Here is a 16,847-nt window from a genome sequence, read left to right as displayed (position 1 = left end):
ATTTTTCAAAGTCGTATCTTTAATATACTATTCTTTTCTTATTTGTGAGTTAACTGTTCCTTAAACCAAATTTAAAATTGTCTAGTTTTTTTCCACAAATCCAAGATATTAAATAAAAAAGCACAGATTTATGACCTGCGCTCTTTTATTTAATATCTTATTGATCCACCAAAAGGCGAACTTTTTTACCCTCAACGGGTACAAAGTAAACGACTGTGCGAATTGCTTGAATGATACGTCCTTGACGGCCAATGATACGACCAATATCAGCTTCCGCTACTTCCAAATGGTACTCCATAAATTCTTCACCTTCGATAATTTCCAATGAAACAGCATCGGGTTCTGTGACCAAAGGTTTTACAATTGTCATTACAAGTTCTTTCACATCTTTTTGCATTTCTCACCTCTACTCTGACTAAAATCGTCCAAATTATTGTGAAATTGACAAAAAGCGGCTTAAGCCGCTTTTAATATTATTTGCTGAATTTTTGTTCGTGGAATTTTTTCATAACGCCAGCTTTTGAAAGGATGTTACGAACTGTATCAGATGGTTGTGCACCATTGTTAAGCCATTCCATAACGCGTTCTTCTTTCAAAGTTACTTGGTTTTCAGCTACAAGTGGGTTGTAAGTTCCAACTGTTTCGATGAAACGACCATCACGTGGTAAACGTGAATCAGCAACGTTGATACGGTAGTAAGGTTTTTTCTTTGAACCCATACGAGTTAAACGAATTTTTACAGACATGTTATATTTCCTATTTCTATTTTTTATTACTTCACTATTATAGCATAAAATTCCATCCTGTCAAGAAAAAAACTTGACAGCACTGTTATTTATTATTTTGACGGATTTTCAGCAAAAGTTTTTCGGCTATCGCTTGATTCATTACCTTTTCTTCGCGGAGTTTTTCACTTAAAATAGTGATTTCTTCGTCTTTAGCACCCACTGTCATTGCTAAAGCACGGACTTGTAAACTCATATGTCCTTGCTGTATCCCTTCAGAAACTAAGGCACGTAAGGCCGCCAAGTTTTGCGATAAGCCCACTGCAGCAATGACCTGTGCTAAGTCTTTTGCCTCTGTAATTTCTAAGAGTTCTAAAGCTGCTTGAGCCTTGGGTAAAACTTTTACTGCGCCACCAACTGTGGCCACTGGCAATGGTAGCTCAAGACTTCCAAATAGTATCCCATCTTTTGCATACCACTCCGCCAGACCTTGGTAGCTCCCCTCCTTACTTGCATAAGCGTGAATTCCTGAGGCTACGGCGCGTGTGTCATTTCCTGTGGCGAGAACAACTGCATTGATTCCATTCATAATTCCTTTATTATGTGTGGCTGCACGATAAGGGTCTATTTTAGAAAAACGTGAAGCTGCCTGAATTTTTTCAGCAACTTCTTGCCCATTATCTCCCTTACTCAGCCGCTCAACAGGAATTTCACAACTGACTTTAACCAAGGACTCTGTAGCATAATTGCTCAAGATACTGAACAAGATTTTTTGCTCTGGAAACCATGTGCGAAAAAGGTTAGCAACACCTTCCAAAATAGCATTAACAATGTTTGCTCCCATTGCATCTTTCACATCCACTTTAAAATCAACGGATACAAAACCTTCTGCTTCGAAAGCCCTGCTGCTCACGTGTCGTAAACCACCGCCCCGTTTAACAATGGAGGGATAAGCTTCTTTTGCAGCATGAAAAATCTCCGCTTGATTTTCTTCAATAGTCTGCATTAATTGGTCTGCCTGCTCAACATCATAAAAAACAATCTGCCCCCGCATTAACCGCTCTGCAAGTACTGTTTGAAATTCTCCAGCTATCTTTGCACCATTACTTGCAGCTGCAATCACAGAAGGTTCTTCGGTAACCATTGGGACAAGATACCTTTTGCCATTAATGACAAAATTTTGTGCTAAACCCATTGGTAACTCAAATTCACTGATTTGGTTTTCAATAAGGTTGTCTGCTAAATTCGCATCAAGCACTGTTTCTTCTAAAATTTGTTGTGTTTCTGATTTTAAGTCAAGAAAATCCAGACGCTCTGCTGGACTCATTTGGTAAAATTTTTTCTTCATATTCATTGATTAAACTAAATTAGGGTTTTCCAAGAGGACAGCTAAACCAAGGCCACCACCGATACAAAGGCTAGCAATACCATAACGCTTATTTTCACGTTGAAGCGCATAAGCTAAAGTTGTCAAAATACGGGCTCCTGATGAACCAATAGCATGTCCTAGAGCAATAGCGCCCCCGTAAATATTCACTTTTTCTTCTGGAATATTAAGCTCTTGATTTACAGCTACACTAGAAGCGGCAAAGGCTTCATTGATTTCAAATACATCAATATCCTCAATATCCAACTTTGTACGTTCAAGCAACTGACGAATAGCTTTAATCGGTGAAACTCCCATAATTTCAGGATCAATTCCCACTTCTTCACTGGCCAATAATTTTGCCAAAACTGGAAGCTCTTTATCTTCAGCATAATCATTGCTTGCTAAAATTAAAGCGGACGCACCATCATTTACTGGTGATGAATTACCTGCAGTTACACTACCATTCTCGCTGAAGGCAGTACGAAGAGAAGATAGTTTTTCTAGTGATGAGTTCGCACGAATCGTCTCATCTTCTGCTAAGTCTGAAAACGGCACTATTTCTTTTTCAAATGCGCCTGCTGTACGTGCAGCTAAGGCTTTTTCTTGTGAACGTTGAGCAAAACGATCTTGTTCTTCACGACTAACTTCAAATTGCTCGGCGATTGTTTCACCAATCAAGCCCATAGATTCACCGTTAAAGGCATCTGTCAAACCTTCAGACATCATCGTAAGAATTTCTTCACCAGATTTACGGTGGCGGATGATTGGAGATTGAGACATTGATTCTGTTCCCCCAGCGATCACGACATCTGCTTCCTCAAGTTGTAAAAGTTGTTTAGCGAGAATCACTGCCTTCATACCAGAACCACAGACTTCATTCACAGTTGAAGCTGGGACATGGTGAGATAGGCCACTATTGATTGAGATTTGACGTGCAATATTTTGCCCTGTACCAGCCTGAAGTACATTGCCAAAAATCACTTGTTTAACGTCATCTTTAATATCTTCGTGACGTTCAAGTAGATTTTTAACTACATGAACACCCAGTTCTGCAGCTGTCTTATCTGACAGAGCACCATCATATTTTCCGACAGGCGTACGAAGCGCATCGATAATTACTATTTCTTTCATAAGCCAAGTATAGCACATTTCTCGTCCAAATAGTCAAAAGTTTTTTCCAATTTTTAATCTTTTATGTTAAAATTGGAGCTTAAACATACAAATTTATAAAGCATATAAACTGGAGGATATATATGAATATTGGTATTGACAAACTTGCCTTTTTTGTTCCTGAAACTTATGTAGATATGACTGATTTAGCGCTTGCGCGTGATATCGATCCTGCTAAATTTCATATCGGTATTGGACAAGACCAAATGGCCGTCAATCCGATCAGCCAAGATCTCATCACCTTTGCGACCAATGCAGCTGCTGAAATTCTGACTGAAGAAGACAAGCAAGCAATTGATATGGTCATTGTGGGAACAGAGTCTTCCGTTGATGAGTCAAAAGCCTCTGCTGTTGTTGTTCACGGTTTACTTGATATTCAGCCTTTTGCGCGTTCTATCGAACTTAAAGAAGCCTGCTATGCGACAACTGCTGGCTTGCAAATGGCAAAAGACCATGTTTATCGTCATCCAGACCGTAAAGTTCTCGTTATTGCGACTGATATAGCTAAATATGGCTTGAATACAGGTGGTAAACCCACACAAGGTGCTGGTGCCGTAGCCATGTTAATCACAGCTGACCCTAAGATTTTAGCACTCAATGATGACTCTGTCAGCTTGACGCAAGATATTTATGACTTCTGGCGTCCTTTTGGTGATATTTATCCAACTGTTGATGGACAGTTTTCAAATGCCACTTATATTGAGGCCTTTTCTAAAGTTTGGCAAGAGTATGCACGTCGTACTGGACTAGGTTTCTCTGATTTTTCTGCCCTGGCTTTCCATACCCCTTATACCAAGATGGGGAAAAAAGCACTTCTTCCTCAACTTGAAGGTGAAAGTTCTGAAGTTCAGGAACATCTTCTCGCGCAATATGAGAAAGGAATCACATATAATCGTCGTGTAGGAAATCTTTATACAGGTTCGCTTTATCTCAGTTTAATTTCCTTACTAGAAAATGCTGAAAATTTAAAAGCAGATGATAAGATTGGGCTCTTCAGCTATGGCTCTGGAACGGTTGCCGAATTTTTCTCTGGCCAGTTGGTTGAAGGCTTTGAGCAACATCTCCGCAAGTCAGAGCATCAAGCCCTTTTAGATAAGCGCAAAAAACTCACTATTCCAGAATATGAAGAAATGTTCTCAAAAAGTCTTGACGCACATATTGATCAAACTTTCTCTGACCCTATGCGTTATAGTCTTGCAGAATTAAAAAATTCAACACGACTTTATCGTAAATAAAAAAACATTGGTCAAGGCCAATGTTTTTTCTTTGTTTAAAAAATCGTCGGAACAAGTCCACCGTCCATTCGAAGGGCTTCACCAGAAAAAGCGCCTGCAAGAGGACTTGCCACATAAGCGACAAAATTACCAATTTCTTCAGGATGAATCAAACGTTGAATCGTTGATGTTGGACGATTGTTCAACATAAAGGCGCGACTTCTCTCTTCAACAGACTCTATCTCTGGGTAAAGTGAAGCCAATAAACTCTCAACACCTTCAGTTAATGTTGATCCTGGCATTACTGTATTTATCGTTACTGTAGTACCTGCTGTTTCGCGACTTAATGATTTCGCCAAAGACAGATTCATCGTTTTGGTCATAGAATAATGTGGCATTTCTGGACTTGGCATAATTGCTGCTTCTGATGCGATAAAAATGACACGCCCATTAGCATTTTTTGTCTTCATTTGAGGAAGGTAAAATTGAGCTAAAGCAATCCCTGAGATTGAATTAACCTCAAAGTAACGACGCCATTCGTCTAATTCGATATCTTCAAATTTCGCATCATTAAATATCGCCATATTATTGACTAAAATATCAACTTCTGGAAAAGCTTGAAAAAGAGCTTGGCGTTCATTTTCCATTGATAAATCATGAGCTGCTGGATAAAACCTTCTATTCGGGTATTTTTGGCCAAGTTCTTCAATTACTTTTTCTACAACGTCTAAAGATCTACCATTAATAATAACATCCGTACCTTCTGCCGCAAGACTTTCAGCAATCGCTCGTCCAATGCCTTTGGTCGAGCCAGTTACTAAAGCGAGTTTATTTGTTAATTTTAAATCCATCTGATTAATCTCTCCTTCATTAGCTTCACTTCTGTACTACCTTCATTATATAGGAGATTTTCCTATTTGTATAGTACCTACTTTTGAGTAATATAGGAACCTAAAAGTAAGTTTTGTCCTGTATTTAGTTGTTAAAAATCACTGTCTCAAAGTTAAATGACTCAGGCAAATGACGAGCAATCGAATATTCAAAAATACGCCCATCCTCGAGATTAGCCACTTGCTCGACTTGCATCAAGAAATCTGTATCAGTAAGATGCATAGTCTGTTTTTCTAAAGCATTAGGACGTACACCTTTAACATTAAGAAAGGAACTCTGTATAACAAGACCAAGTTCTTCCAAAATATATTTATAAATGGAACCCGTAAGATGGGAATATTTTAATTGCGGAATAATAGAAATTGGCATATAAGTGTATTCAATAATCGTTGGTACCTTTTTGATATACCTTACCCGCTCGATACGATATATGAAATCGTCCACATCTATGGATAATTTATTAGCGATATCTACATCTGGATGCTCGACTTCAAAAGTTAAAACTTTTGATTCCATCTGACCCGAATGACGTTTAGAAGAGCCTTCAACTGCATAGAGGTGTGCTTTTTTGCCCTTGGTCCAATCTTTGACGATCGTGCCATAACCTCGACGACGAATCAAAAAGCCCTCCGACACAAGGATATCGAGTGCCTTTTTCACGGTCATTAAACTTGCATCATATTCTTGCACTAAGGTATTACCATCCGCAATCCTAGAATTGATAGGATAGTGACCAGACAAAATCTTTTCCTTAACGTCTTCATAAATTACTAAATATTTTGGCTGTTTCTTTTTCATATACCGACCTCATAAACTGACATTCTCATTATTATTACACAATATCTTAGGAAAATAAAGTAAAAATCATAAGTGACAGTCACTTATGATTTTTACTTTATCAGCGATTGGCTGAGCGCGCCATCCTCACATAAGTGTGACGTTTTCCTCGAATACTCATAGAAGCGTGAAAAATGTTTTCGGGAGCAGGTATCCCAGCTACACCAGCATCTCCCAGTTCAAAGACATCTGCACCCACACGTTTAGCCGCCAAAGCTAAACTTTGAATCGTATTTTTATCCGCACCTTCTTGTGAAGTTCCAACCACACAGTCCACCAAAGTTCCTGTTTTTCTAATCGCAAAGGCTAATCGTGCGATCTGTTCTTCTGTGGTACCTGGTACAGCCCCAGGAGCAGGTAAATCAATCATATCAATTCCAGCATCAATATAGGCTTTTAAGTTTTCCCAAACCAAATCTGAGCCATGTGAGACAACGGGATTCAGCATTAAGAAACCATTATAGAAACGACGTACCAGCTTAATATCCGCTACGATACGCTCTGGGCTTGCTTCAGGCGTAACATATGCTGTTAACGATAAGAAATTTATTCCTTTGCGAAGAACTTCCTTTATCGATGTTTCTGTCACTCTCTTATATTCAGGTCCGGTATCTTTGATAATTAAATTAACACCAACAGCTGTTCCTGTTAACTTCCGTAACTCTGAAACATTCTTAATTTCTCCTAAACCAGGAATATCCATCTTTTGCACATCAATATCTTTCAAAAGTAATAAATCTGCACCGAAAGCTGCCGCCATTTCACCATTTGTAACCTCTGGATAGAGTGGTACATTTTCTGCAGCTAGATCCACGAGTATTGTGCGTCCTTCTGCTTTTAAAATAGCTTCTTTAAGTTCTTTTGATGTACTCTCTCGTGTAAAATCAGAAGCTTCATATCCTAAAATTCTCTTCATAATATTTATCTCCTAATTCAACATGTTTAAACGATAAACTGAAGGAGAAGATTGACTAAAACCGTTTTCCAAAATTTCGATATTGGTGATAACTTCTTCATCTTTTACTAGTTTTTCAGCACCATTAATAATGGTTTCATAGGCAGCATCATAATAACGACCATAATCGCCAACAGGAGTTTTTATTTGTTTTTCAATCCAATCGCCATTTGCATTTTGGTATTTAACGAGACCATAATTCATAGGACTATCTTCCCCAAAATCTTGAACTTCTGGCATAATTCCAGCTTTCAAATCATTTTCCTGCTGGTCTTCCCCGTATTTAATAAATGAACCTTTTGTTCCATGAACGATAAATCTTGGATAATCTTGTGCCACCAGATGATTTGTTTTTACTTTAACTTTTAATTGGTTTCCATAGTGCAAATCAACATCAAAATAATTATCTACTGCTTCTGCAACTTCATTGTTTCTAATATCATAAGTTACTGCTTCAGGACGCCCAAAAAGTGCCACGAGTCTATCAATAGAGTGAATACCTAAGCCATAAAACGCACCTGCTTCTTTTGGTCCCACCTCTGTCATTGATCCTGGACGGTAGTAATCAATATGAGCCTCCACTTCAAGAATGTCTCCAAGCAAGCCATACTCAATAACTTGTTTGACTGCCAAATAGTCCCCATCAAAACGTCTATTTTGATAAGGCGCCACCATAACGCCTTTTTCTTTACCTAGCGCGAGTAATTCTTTGGCGTGTTCTAATGTATCGACAAAAGGTTTTTCTACGATTACTGATTTTCCAGCTTCAATTACTTTTTTAGCAAGCTCATAATGTGTGTGAGCTGGTGTACAAATTGTAATAAGCTGTATGTCGTCATCCTTCAGCATTTCTTCTAAATCTGTTGTGAAATGCACACCCTTTTCCATATATGGTGCTGCTAGTTCCTCATTAATGTGTAAATCAAAAATTGTTTTAACCTTGATGTTTTCACGCAGAATAACATAAGGAAGGTGGTAACGATTAGCTGATTTTCCAAATCCGATAAATCCCATTGTAAGCATAAGATTCCCCTTAATTATATATGTTGTATTATAAAAGACTATACTTTTATATAAATTGAATTATACTTTTTTAAAATAGGATTGTCAAGAATATAAATTTCCAACTAAAATCAAGTACAAAAAAAAGCATTTGTAAAGATGCTCTTTTTTAGATTTATTTTAAACTGATACTTTTTCTTTCATTGCTTTTTTAGCTGTTGCCATCATCAAACGAATACGATTAAGCTGGTTGACCGCGGAAACTCCTGGATCATAATCAATCGGGCTAATATTTGCTCCTGGGTATTGGCGACGTAACTCTTTCAACATACCCTTACCCACGATATGGTTGGGAAGACAACCAAAAGGTTGGAGGCAGACGATATTTTGAACCCCGTTTTGCAAGAGCTCAATCATTTCCCCTGTCAAGAACCACCCTTCACCTGTATGATTACCCACTGAAACGATGCCTTCAGTATTGGCCGCAATTTCATAAATGGACTCAATACCGTCAAATCGGTCAGAAGCACGTAAAGCTTTATCCATCGGTTTTTCCAACATATTAATAATAGAAAGTAGCGTTTTTGCCATCAATTTATTTTTCTTAGCAAAACCAATCTCATCTGTTTTCCAAATTTGGTTGTATAAAGAATAGTTCATAAAGCCAATCAAATCGAGAACTACTGCTTCAGCACCTTCTTCTTCAATAATGCTTACAATATCATTATTAGCAGTTTTGCTGTATTTAACCAGAATTTCACCGACAACGCCCACACGAGGTTTTTGAATATCAAGGAGTTCAATATTATCAAAGTCCTTGATTATCTGTTTCATGTTCTTGTTGAATTCAAAAATCGAAGCAGATTTGACATTATGTTGTGCTTTTTCTAACCATTTAGCATGAAGTGCATTGACTGAACCTTTTTCAGCTTCGTAAGGACGTGTTCGATAAACTACGCGCTCAAATAAGTCACCATAAAGCACAGCAATCATGAATCGAGTCAAAAGTGGCACAGTAAACTTGAAGCCTTTTTCTGTCCCTTGATTGCCCATAGATAAACTCACCACTGGGACTTGTGGGAAACCTGCATCGATAAGCGCCTTACGGAGTAAAGGAATATAGTTGGTTGCACGACAGCCTCCACCTGTTTGTGTCATCATAACAGATGTATTGTCCACATCATATTCTCCAGATTGGAGAGCTTCGATAAGTTGACCAATCGTTATAATTGCAGGGTAGCAAGAATCATTATTCACAAATTTTAGCCCGTTGTTCACTGAGCTTTGGGTTTCTGGCAACACAACCACATTGTAACCTGAAGCTTCAAAAGCATTCTCAAGTAATCCTTCTTGATGAATCGGCGACAACATTGGCATGAGCAATGTATGTTTTTTGGCCATCTCTTTTGTAAATACAGGATGTGTTTCGACAATTTCTTTAATTGGGGTATGTTTTTCAACGTTATGTCGACTACGTTCTGCAACCGCTGCCTTGAGAGAACGTAAACGAATACGCACTGCTCCCATATTTGATCCTTCATCAATCTTAAGGACTGTATAGAGTTTATTATGGTTACGCATAATCTCTTCCACTTGGTCCGTTGTCACTGCATCCAAACCACACCCAAATGAATTCAATTGTACTAATTCTAAATTTTTATTTTTACACACTACTTGCGCTGCGGCATATAGGCGTGAGTGGTAAACCCATTGATTGACGACACGGAGCCCTGCAACTTCTTCGAGATGCGCCACACTGTCCTCTGTTAAAACATGAAAGCCTTCTTGCGTAATAATGTCAGCAATACCATGATTAATCTCTGGATCTAAATGATAAGGACGACCTGAGAGAACGATAGCTTTTTCCTTGTTCAGATTAATCTGCATGAGCAACTCTTCTGCCTTATCCCGAATATCTTGCTTGAAGTTCTCCATCTCTTCAAAACCGTGGAAAACCGCAGCTTTCACTTCAGATAAATCCACTTTGAAACCCTGACCAAGCAAAGCTTTATGGACATTGACAGCTACACCTTCCTGATTAGCTAGATTAATAAATGGATGAAGGTATTTAACTTTACCTTCTCGAATTTCATCAATATTGTTACGAATCACTTCGGGATAAGACTGAACAATCGGACAGTTATAATTATTTTCTGCTTGGTCTTGTTCTTTTTGTTCATAAAGCACAGAAGGATAAAAGATAGCTGGAACATCCTTTTGAATCAAGGACATAATGTGTCCATGTGAGAGTTTAGCAGGATAACAAACCGTATCAGAAGGAATTGTTTCAATTCCTTTCTCAAAAAGTTCTTTATCAGACTTAGGGGATAATACTACTCGGAAACCTAAGTCCGTTAACATGGTATGCCAGAGCGGATAATTTTCATACATATTTAGGACACGAGGAATCCCTATTTCTCCACGGGTCTGTTTTTTCTTGGTTAAGCTCCGGTATTTGAAAAGTTTCTTGTATTTATAGTCGACAAGATTAACCTTTTTATCACGTTTGTCAACTTTTACTTGTGTTGCTTTTTCTGCGCCTCGCTCACAGCGGTTTCCTGTAACAAACTTACTGCCGTCATTAAAGACCGTCAACGTCATTTTACACTGATTTTCGCAAAGGCCACAAACCATAAATTCTTTTTGTGTGCTGAAATCTTCCAAATCGTGCAAGTTCAGAATTCTTGATTTTTGCCCAAACTCTTCCTGTTCTAGAGAAATCAAAGCACAGCCATAAGCGCCCATAAGTCCTGCTATAGAAGGACGAACAACTTCACGTTCGGAGATTTTTTCAAAAGCACGAAGTACAGCTTCATTATAGAAAGTCCCACCTTGAACAACAATCTTTGTTCCTAATTCTTCAGGACGTTTGACTTTTATGACTTTATAGAGAGCATTTTTGATTACAGAATAACTTAAACCAGCAGAGATATCACCTACAGTGGCCCCTTCTTTTTGCACTTGTTTCACTTTTGAATTCATAAATACTGTACAACGTGAACCAAGATTTACTGGGTGTTTTGCTAATAAAGCAATTTCGGCAAAATCACGCACATCATATTTCAAAGAATGAGCGAAGGTCTCAATAAAAGAACCACATCCGGAAGAACACGCTTCGTTTAAAGATATTGAGCTTAAAGCCCCGTCAGTGATCCGCATGGCTTTCATATCTTGGCCACCAATATCTAAAATAAAGTCGACACCAGGATTAAAATAATCCGCTGCCTTATAATGCGCCATCGTCTCAACTTCACCGTAATCAACTCGGAGTGCAGCTTTGATCAGGTGTTCACCATAGCCTGTCACTGTAGATTTAGCAATATAAACATCTTCCGGCAGTAAACGATAGACTTCTTTCAAGACAGCAATGACCGACTCCAAAGGTTCGCCATTATTTGAACCATAGTGGTCAAAAAGAATATGCCCCTCACCATCAATCAGTACAATTTTTGTGGTAGTTGATCCTGCATCAATTCCTAAAAAGGCTGCGCCGTGATGCTCAGAAAGCTTTTTATAGCTTGCTTTTGCCTTAGCATGACGTGTCCGAAAATCTGTTAATTCTTGTTCATTTTCAAAAAGACGATCTAAAGTATCCTGCGGAATCAAGCTGTCACTGTTATCATTTTCTAGGTTGTCTATTAAAGTGCGAATCGTACTTGTTCTGGTTTCTTCAGCTAGAGCAGCACCCATTGCCACAAAAAGTTGGGGATTTTCGGGAAAAATAACATCCTCTTCTGATATGTCCAATGTTTCAATAAATCGCTTACGCAATTCGCTCATGAAATAGAGTGGCCCTCCGAGAAAAGCGATTTTCCCCGTGATCTTACGACCCGAAGCCAAACCAGCAATCGTTTGATTCACCACGGCCTGAAAAATTGATGCGGCTATGTCTTCTTTACGGACTCCTTCATTAAGAAGGGGTTGAACATCTGTTTTGGCAAAAACACCACAACGGCTAGCGATAGGATAAATTTTTTCATAGTCTTTAGCTAATGTATTGACTCCGGCAGCATCTACTTTCAGTAAAGCTGCCATCTGGTCAATAAAAGCTCCTGTTCCACCAGCACAAGTGCCATTCATGCGAAGTTCTTGAGTCCCTGCATCAAAAAAGGTCATCTTGGCGTCTTCACCACCAAGTTCAATCATAACATCTGTTTCAGGGATAAATTTCTCGATTGTAATCGAACTTGCGATCACTTCTTGTATAAAAGGAACATCAATAACATCTGCAAGTCCCATCCCGCCTGAACCCGTTATAGCCAGAGTAAGTGTGCACTCACCTTGTTCTGCCAATAATTCTTTTAATACTTTTATCGTGGCCATTTTTACATCTGAAAAATGCCGCTCATACCGACTAAAGAGGAGCTGATATTCCTCATCAAAAACAACGAGTTTTACTGTTGTAGAACCGACATCAATTCCAGCCTTATAACTTTTCATATTATTTTTTCCTTCTCTATTTGACAGGCTGTTGCTTATCTTATTCATTGTCTATTTTATCATTTATTCCTCATTTTTCAACCGTCAAGTTACAAGTTAATGTCATTTAAGCAACATTTAGAAGTTGTGTGTCGTTTATGTCAAAAGTCTTTTACACAGCTTAAATCGGTAGATTTTATCATAAAAGACTATAATAAACAACAGATACTACCATTTTGTTGTTTAACCTACAAGTAAAGGAGAAATGTATTAATATGGCAAAAATAAATGATTTACGTGTCTTAAGGACACGAAAAATGATTACGCAAGCCTTCTTTTCTTTATTAAGAAATAAAAAATTTGAAAAAATTTCAATTCAAGAAATTGCTGATACTGCAATGATTAATCGTGCAACTTTTTATGCCCATTATGCCGACAAGCAAGATCTCTATGACAGTTTGATTGACACTTTTATTATGGATTTCATCAAAATTTTAGACGAGCAAAATCCTGTGGACGGCACTGATGTTTATGTCAATGATATTGAAAAGATGTTAGCCCGCTTCTACGACTTTGTACGTCAAAATCCAGAAGTAGCACAGATTGTGATAGATAAATCACAGGACCAAACGATTATCAATCGTTTTATCGAGATATTAACCGAACGTTATACGGAGCTTTTCGCTAAGTTGGAAATTCGTGAGCACGATGTGTTGGTCCCGAGTGATTTTGTCATCAGTTATATTACTTCTATCTTGGCAGGCACACTCAAATGGTGGGTTTCTTTACCAAGTACTATGAAAGCAAATGATTTTGCGCATCTTATCGTTAAATTAATTTCCAATGGTCACTTGACAGTTTTAGGTGTAAATATAAAATCATAATATTCGATTGTAGGTACTTTCGCTTTATAGTGCAGATATAGCTTTCTCCCTTCTCCTACTTCTGATATAATTAAGATAATGAGAAGTATACAAGGAGCTCTACATGCAAGCAAAATACATTATGTCAATTGACCAAGGGACAACAAGTTCACGCGCGATTATCTTTAACAAGCAAGGACAACATGTCGGCAGTTCACAAAAAGAGTTGCAACAGCACTTTCCTCAAGCCGGCTGGGTGGAGCATGATGCTAACGAAATTTGGAATTCCGTCCAATCTGTTGTCTCCGAAGCCCTTATCCAATCAGGGATTAAACCTGCAGAAGTCGGGGCGATTGGTATTACCAATCAGCGTGAAACAACTGTTGTATGGGATAAAAAAACAGGTATGCCTATTTATAATGCAATCGTCTGGCAGTCTAGACAATCGGCAGCCATAGCCGATGCTTTGAAAAAAGAAGGTCATTCTGAACTTATCCACCAAAAAACTGGACTTGTCATCGACTCTTACTTTTCAGCCACTAAAATACGCTGGATTTTAGATAAAGTCGAGGGTGCACAGGAACGTGCTGAACGTGGTGAACTGCTCTTTGGAACTATTGATAGTTGGTTGGTTTGGAAGTTAACCGATGGTGAAGCACATGTAACCGACTATTCTAATGCAAGCAGGACAATGCTTTTTAACATACATAACCTTCAATGGGATCAAGATATCCTTGACCTCTTGAACATTCCATCAGTAATGCTTCCCCAGCCCGTCTCTAATTCTGAATGTTACGGCATGACGAAACCCTATCATTTCTTTGGCTCAGAAATAGCTATTGCAGGAATGGCTGGAGATCAGCAGGCTGCCTTATTTGGACAACTGGCTTTTGAACCCGGAATGATTAAAAGCACTTATGGTACTGGGGCTTTCATCGTTATGAATACAGGCCAAGAAGCGCAACTGTCTAATAATCTTCTAACCACTATTGGTTATAGTATCAATGGTCAAGTTACCTATGCCCTTGAAGGTTCTGTATTTGTTGCTGGCTCGTCTGTCCAATGGCTTCGTGATAGTTTAAAAATGATTGATAACAGTAAAGAATCTGAAGCAGCGGCTTTGGCCTCTACCAACAATGACGAAATCTATGTTGTACCTGCTTTTGTTGGTTTAGGCGCCCCGTACTGGGATCAGGATGCTCGTGGGGCTATCTTTGGTATTACACGAGGCACCAGTAACAACGATATTATCAAAGCTACTTTGCAAGGTATCGCTTATCAAGTCAAGGATATTATTGATGCGATGCAAGAAGATTCCGGAATTGATATTCCATTATTGAAAGTTGACGGAGGTGCAGCTAATAATAGCTATTTAATGCAGTTCCAAGCGGATATCCTTAATATTCCCGTTCAAAAAGCCAAGGATCTTGAAACTACAGCTCTTGGTGCTGCTTTCTTGGCTGGTCTAGCTATCGGTTTTTGGAAAGACATAGAGGAAATAAAAAGCTCTTATACAGAAGGGCAAAGTTTTCAACCCCACATGGATGAAAAACGACGCCAAACACTTCATGAAGGCTGGAAAAAAGCTGTTGAGGCAACACGCGTCTTTAAATAAAAAAAAGATCCAGCATTCTGGACCTTTTTTATTTATGTTATTTGCTCAACAAGGCTGCTGCCGCTTCATCTGCGATAACAACAACATCAGCATGTTTTTGCAAGATAGATGCTGGCATATCTTCAGTGATTTCACCTTCAACCATTCCTTTAATTGCTTCTGCTTTTGATTCGCCATAAGCCATCAATACGATTGATTTAGCTGCCATGATTGAAGCGATACCCATCGAGATCGCTTGGCGTGGTACATCCTCTTCATTTTCGAAGAAACGTGCATTTGCTTTAATTGTGCTTTCTTGGAGATCGACAACGTGTGTTGTTTCTTCAAATGAAGTTCCAGGTTCGTTGAAACCGATATGTCCATTTTGACCAATTCCAAGGATTTGGAAATCAATTGGGTGTTCAGCGATGATTTGGTCGTAAGCTTTTGTTTCTGCTTCCAAATCTGCTGCTTTACCATTTGGCAAGAAGTTTTCTTTGAACGGTTTTTCATTGAAAAGGTGTTTGCTCATAAAGTAACGGTAAGATTGTTCATCTGAACCATCAAGTCCAACATACTCGTCCAAGTTTACTGAAGTCATATCTGAAAAATCAAGATCTGATTTAACGATTTGGTTATAGAATTCTACTGGAGTTGAACCTGTAGCAAGTCCAAGTGTTTTTGCTCCATTATCCATTGCTTCTTTGAGTAAGTCAAAGCCGATTTTTGCGCCTTCAAGTTGGTTTTTTACTGTGATAACTTTCATGAGAGAGTCTCCTTTTTCAAATTGGTATATACACATTATAACTCTAATTTATTTCCTTGTCAATAGGAAAGTTCAATTTTTACCAATTTTTTTATTTATGAAAGTATAAATAAAAACGACTTGATGCCGTTTTTATTTTAAAGTATTTTCAAATTTATTCTTGACCTTATCTAGCGTTTCTTGAGTAACAAGTTGGGTCTTATTTCCTGGAATTTTAGTCGCATGAACGTTTATTTTACTTACCTTAAGCGCCTTATTATAGTGTTTAACCATATTCATAAAATCTGGAAAACTGATGTTAGTATTGACAACCTCAGGGAAGCTTTTCAGAATCGCTAAAGAGTGTCGCGCAAGAACAGAAGGCTTTTTCAAATTCTCAAAAGTAGCAATAGCCACATCTTGTAGTCTATCTGTATAGCCTTTCTGATCATTAGAATTAAGCAAGCTGAGATAAGCAGAAACTTCATCTGCTTTTTTTAACTCTACAGACCCTTGCTCAAATTTGAAGCCTTTGGATACAAAAGCTTTTGTATTTTGCACAACGATTCCCCCGCTAGCCTCGACCAGTTTCCCCATGTTATCAAAGTTGATTTCCACTACTTTATTAGTTTCTGTATCAAAGGTTTCATTAAACTTCTTGCTTACTGCTTCTGCTCCACCCTGAGTATAACTTTGATAGAGCGTTGTTTGATCTGGAAAAACTAAAAGAGGTTGAACATTGATAAGACTTGTCTTTTTGAGCTTCGCATTTGTAGAAGTAAGACTGGAAGTCATAAGTACTTTTTCATTATCTACACGAGCTGTTCCAAGAATTAAAGTCGTAAATGTTTCTCCTTTCTTTAAGTTTACAGGACGCGCTTCTGCAAGATGCAAGGTATTAGCCTTATTGATAGCTGTTTTTGAACTTTGATAGAAGAATACTCCTAAGCCAGTAAAAACAAGTATCAAGACAAGTAAAGTAATGCCGATAACTTTAGGAAACTTACTCTTTTTTTTAGTAGCTTTCTTTCCACCTGACCGTCTATAAGTTTCTTTTTCCATA

Annotated in this window: 14 protein-coding genes; 3 read left to right on the top strand and 11 right to left on the bottom strand. The window is 38.3% G+C overall.

Annotated elements, in window-relative coordinates:
- Positions 1 to 157: 157 nt before the first annotated feature.
- From VNN39_RS07170 to VNN39_RS07155, 4 genes are all read right to left on the bottom strand, one after another.
- On the bottom strand, positions 158 to 397 hold the full coding sequence (locus VNN39_RS07170; protein ID WP_004256341.1) for a KH domain-containing protein: 240 nt from the start codon (positions 395 to 397) through the stop codon (positions 158 to 160).
- Between the two features lie 76 nt (positions 398 to 473).
- Positions 474 to 746 carry a 30S ribosomal protein S16 gene (rpsP, locus tag VNN39_RS07165; RefSeq protein ID WP_338997260.1) on the bottom strand — a complete coding sequence of 91 codons (273 nt, stop codon included), beginning with the start codon at positions 744 to 746 and terminating at the stop codon, positions 474 to 476.
- 85 nt (positions 747 to 831) lie between these two features.
- Positions 832 to 2,073 carry a hydroxymethylglutaryl-CoA reductase, degradative gene (locus VNN39_RS07160; protein ID WP_338997259.1) on the bottom strand — a complete coding sequence of 414 codons (1,242 nt, stop codon included), beginning with the start codon at positions 2,071 to 2,073 and terminating at the stop codon, positions 832 to 834.
- Positions 2,074 to 2,082: 9 nt separating this feature from the next.
- The gene (locus VNN39_RS07155; RefSeq protein ID WP_165711494.1) at positions 2,083 to 3,225 is read right to left on the bottom strand and encodes a thiolase family protein; all 1,143 of its coding nucleotides are present in this window, start codon (positions 3,223 to 3,225) and stop codon (positions 2,083 to 2,085) included.
- Between the two features lie 122 nt (positions 3,226 to 3,347).
- Between VNN39_RS07155 and VNN39_RS07150 the strand changes: the two genes are divergently transcribed.
- The gene (locus VNN39_RS07150; protein ID WP_338997257.1) at positions 3,348 to 4,499 is read left to right on the top strand and encodes a hydroxymethylglutaryl-CoA synthase; all 1,152 of its coding nucleotides are present in this window, start codon (positions 3,348 to 3,350) and stop codon (positions 4,497 to 4,499) included.
- A 35-nt stretch (positions 4,500 to 4,534) separates the two neighbouring features.
- Here the strand turns inward: VNN39_RS07150 and VNN39_RS07145 are convergent, their stop codons facing one another.
- The 5 genes from VNN39_RS07145 to VNN39_RS07125 all read right to left on the bottom strand — a co-directional run bounded on the left by VNN39_RS07145 (position 4,535) and on the right by VNN39_RS07125 (position 12,603).
- Positions 4,535 to 5,329, bottom strand: coding sequence for an SDR family NAD(P)-dependent oxidoreductase (locus VNN39_RS07145; RefSeq protein ID WP_096368113.1), 795 nt, complete (start codon positions 5,327 to 5,329; stop codon positions 4,535 to 4,537).
- Positions 5,330 to 5,453: 124 nt separating this feature from the next.
- Positions 5,454 to 6,167, bottom strand: a complete 714-nt coding sequence (locus VNN39_RS07140; RefSeq protein WP_017370103.1) for a GntR family transcriptional regulator — start codon at positions 6,165 to 6,167, stop codon at positions 5,454 to 5,456.
- Positions 6,168 to 6,267: 100 nt separating this feature from the next.
- Positions 6,268 to 7,122 (bottom strand): hypothetical protein, encoded by an 855-nt coding sequence (locus VNN39_RS07135; protein ID WP_165713842.1) that lies wholly within the window; start codon positions 7,120 to 7,122, stop codon positions 6,268 to 6,270.
- Positions 7,123 to 7,134: 12 nt separating this feature from the next.
- Positions 7,135 to 8,184 (bottom strand): oxidoreductase, encoded by a 1,050-nt coding sequence (locus tag VNN39_RS07130; protein WP_096368111.1) that lies wholly within the window; start codon positions 8,182 to 8,184, stop codon positions 7,135 to 7,137.
- Between the two features lie 159 nt (positions 8,185 to 8,343).
- Positions 8,344 to 12,603, bottom strand: coding sequence for an acyl-CoA dehydratase activase-related protein (locus VNN39_RS07125; RefSeq protein ID WP_339006993.1), 4,260 nt, complete (start codon positions 12,601 to 12,603; stop codon positions 8,344 to 8,346).
- Between the two features lie 254 nt (positions 12,604 to 12,857).
- On the opposite strand from VNN39_RS07125, the gene VNN39_RS07120 reads away from it, so the two are divergent.
- Positions 12,858 to 13,466, top strand: coding sequence for a TetR/AcrR family transcriptional regulator (locus VNN39_RS07120; RefSeq protein ID WP_338997251.1), 609 nt, complete (start codon positions 12,858 to 12,860; stop codon positions 13,464 to 13,466).
- A gap of 103 nt (positions 13,467 to 13,569) precedes the next feature.
- Positions 13,570 to 15,060, top strand: a complete 1,491-nt coding sequence (gene glpK, locus VNN39_RS07115; RefSeq protein ID WP_338997249.1) for a glycerol kinase GlpK — start codon at positions 13,570 to 13,572, stop codon at positions 15,058 to 15,060.
- 37 nt (positions 15,061 to 15,097) lie between these two features.
- Here the strand turns inward: glpK and nagB are convergent, their stop codons facing one another.
- Both nagB and VNN39_RS07105 read right to left on the bottom strand, forming a co-directional pair.
- Positions 15,098 to 15,805, bottom strand: a complete 708-nt coding sequence (gene nagB, locus VNN39_RS07110; protein WP_004256319.1) for a glucosamine-6-phosphate deaminase — start codon at positions 15,803 to 15,805, stop codon at positions 15,098 to 15,100.
- Between the two features lie 132 nt (positions 15,806 to 15,937).
- Entirely contained in the window at positions 15,938 to 16,846 is a 909-nt protein-coding gene (locus VNN39_RS07105) for an LCP family protein (protein ID WP_017369160.1), read from the bottom strand.
- Position 16,847: the final 1 nt, after the last annotated feature.

It is taken from the genome of Lactococcus formosensis (assembly GCF_037892375.1).
Lineage (GTDB): Bacteria > Bacillota > Bacilli > Lactobacillales > Streptococcaceae > Lactococcus > Lactococcus formosensis.
This window is presented reverse-complemented; position numbering and strand designations above follow the sequence as displayed.

What these genes read in the sequence shown, in the direction of transcription:
- VNN39_RS07140 (WP_017370103.1), bottom strand. Translation starts at nt 6,167, where the DNA reads ATGAAAAAGAAACAGCCAAAATATTTAGTAATTTATGAAGACGTTAAG.
- VNN39_RS07125 (WP_339006993.1), bottom strand. Translation starts at nt 12,603, where the DNA reads ATGAAAAGTTATAAGGCTGGAATTGATGTCGGTTCTACAACAGTAAAA.
- VNN39_RS07130 (WP_096368111.1), bottom strand. Translation starts at nt 8,184, where the DNA reads ATGCTTACAATGGGATTTATCGGATTTGGAAAATCAGCTAATCGTTAC.
- rpsP (WP_338997260.1), bottom strand. Translation starts at nt 746, where the DNA reads ATGTCTGTAAAAATTCGTTTAACTCGTATGGGTTCAAAGAAAAAACCT.
- VNN39_RS07160 (WP_338997259.1), bottom strand. Translation starts at nt 2,073, where the DNA reads ATGAAGAAAAAATTTTACCAAATGAGTCCAGCAGAGCGTCTGGATTTT.
- VNN39_RS07105 (WP_017369160.1), bottom strand. Translation starts at nt 16,846, where the DNA reads ATGGAAAAAGAAACTTATAGACGGTCAGGTGGAAAGAAAGCTACTAAA.
- nagB (WP_004256319.1), bottom strand. Translation starts at nt 15,805, where the DNA reads ATGAAAGTTATCACAGTAAAAAACCAACTTGAAGGCGCAAAAATCGGC.
- VNN39_RS07155 (WP_165711494.1), bottom strand. Translation starts at nt 3,225, where the DNA reads ATGAAAGAAATAGTAATTATCGATGCGCTTCGTACGCCTGTCGGAAAA.
- VNN39_RS07170 (WP_004256341.1), bottom strand. Translation starts at nt 397, where the DNA reads ATGCAAAAAGATGTGAAAGAACTTGTAATGACAATTGTAAAACCTTTG.
- VNN39_RS07150 (WP_338997257.1), top strand. Translation starts at nt 3,348, where the DNA reads ATGAATATTGGTATTGACAAACTTGCCTTTTTTGTTCCTGAAACTTAT.
- glpK (WP_338997249.1), top strand. Translation starts at nt 13,570, where the DNA reads ATGCAAGCAAAATACATTATGTCAATTGACCAAGGGACAACAAGTTCA.
- VNN39_RS07120 (WP_338997251.1), top strand. Translation starts at nt 12,858, where the DNA reads ATGGCAAAAATAAATGATTTACGTGTCTTAAGGACACGAAAAATGATT.
- VNN39_RS07145 (WP_096368113.1), bottom strand. Translation starts at nt 5,329, where the DNA reads ATGGATTTAAAATTAACAAATAAACTCGCTTTAGTAACTGGCTCGACC.
- VNN39_RS07135 (WP_165713842.1), bottom strand. Translation starts at nt 7,122, where the DNA reads ATGAAGAGAATTTTAGGATATGAAGCTTCTGATTTTACACGAGAGAGT.